Source organism: Amycolatopsis sp. NPDC041971, assembly GCF_055588925.1.
This window is the reverse complement of the sequence record NZ_JBVJCE010000047.1, coordinates 1-1,354: the sequence shown is the minus strand read 5'-3', so window position 1 is coordinate 1,354 and position 1,354 is coordinate 1. Positions and strand designations below refer to the sequence as shown.

Sequence of the window (1,354 nt, the reverse complement as noted above, 5' to 3'; positions counted from 1 at the left end):
AAGATGCTCCTATAGATGTCAAGGGGTGTTGGTGAGGTTGTTGATGTCTGTGATGAGTGTTCGGTGGATTTCGCGGGCGACGTAGCGTTTGAGGCAGCGGATGATGTGTCGTTTGGGGATGCCTTCGGTGGTGCGGCGCTCGACGTAGGCGCGGGTGCGGGGGCAGTGGCGCATGCGGACGAGGACGATGCGATAGAGGGAGGCGTTGGCGTTGCGGTCGCCACCGCGGTTGAGGCGGTGGCGGTCGCTGCGGCCGCTGGAGGCGTCGATGGGTGCGGTGCCGCACAGGTGCGCGAAGCGGGCTTCGGTGTCGATCCGGTGTGGGTTGTCTCCGGCGGTGGCCAGGAGTTGGGAGGCGGTGTCGGGGCCGACGCCGAACACGGCGGTGGTGGCGGGCAGGACCTGCCGGGTCAGGGTTGTGAGGTCGGTTTTGGCGTCGGTGATTTCGGTGCTGAGGTGCTGGATGCGGCGGGCCAGGCGGCGTAGCGCGGTTTTGACGGCGTTGGCAGGGTTGGTGAGGTCGGTGCCGGGGCGGAGTCGTGTGCAGGCGGTGATCAGGGCCTTGCCGGTCAGGCCGGTGAGGGATTCGCGCAGCGCGGCGGGTGCGGTGACGATGAGGGCATCGAGCTGGTTGAGCGCGGCAGTGCGGGATTTGACCGCGCCGTTGAGCACGGTGCGCAGGGCGGTGACGGCGGCGGCGGGCCCGGTGCCGGCCTTGGGGGTCGCCTCAGCCCGGCCCGACAGCACGGCGTGGGCGGCGTTGATCGCGTCCTGGGTATCGGTCTTTCCCTTGCGGCGGCGGGTATGCCGGTCGGGCTGGTTGACCTCCACGACCGTGACACTCTCGGCGGCCAGGTAGCGGGCCAGGCCCGCGCCGTAGGAGCCGGTGCCCTCGACACCGACCGCGGTCACCATGCCCCAGTCCCGTAGCCAGGCCAGCAGCGCGGTGTATCCGGTGGTTCCGGCGGGAAACGTGCGGGTGCCCAGCACCCGGCCGAGGCCATCCAGAGCGGCGGCGGTGTGGGTGTCTTTGTGGGTGTCGACCCCACCGGTCACCTGGGTCGTGTCGACGGTGGTCTGTTCATCGGTCATCCTGATAGCCGCCATTCCGTGTCTCGATCGGTCAAACGGATGGCACGTACCGGGCCGGGGGACGGACAACACAGTGATGGGTGTCCTGATGGCACAGGCTCCTATCAAGTCACATCCCCCAGCCCGGTGACGTGCATGGACGCAGAGACCACAGCGAGACCGGCAGATCTTTCGCAAGACAACCCCAACCAGGGCGTCAGTGGCTTTCCGAGCCAGACCCCGCCAAGTCTCCGTCCACACACATCATCACTGTGGCTTTCGC

1 protein-coding gene is annotated in these 1,354 nt (G+C 67.8%); it reads right to left on the bottom strand.

Annotated features, from left to right (window positions below; genetic code table 11):
* Nucleotides 1-18 precede the first annotated feature (18 nt).
* Nucleotides 19-1,092, bottom strand: a complete 1,074-nt coding sequence (locus ACZ6DT_RS40170; protein ID WP_465605315.1) for an IS110 family RNA-guided transposase — start codon at nt 1,090-1,092, stop codon at nt 19-21.
* Nucleotides 1,093-1,354: the final 262 nt, after the last annotated feature.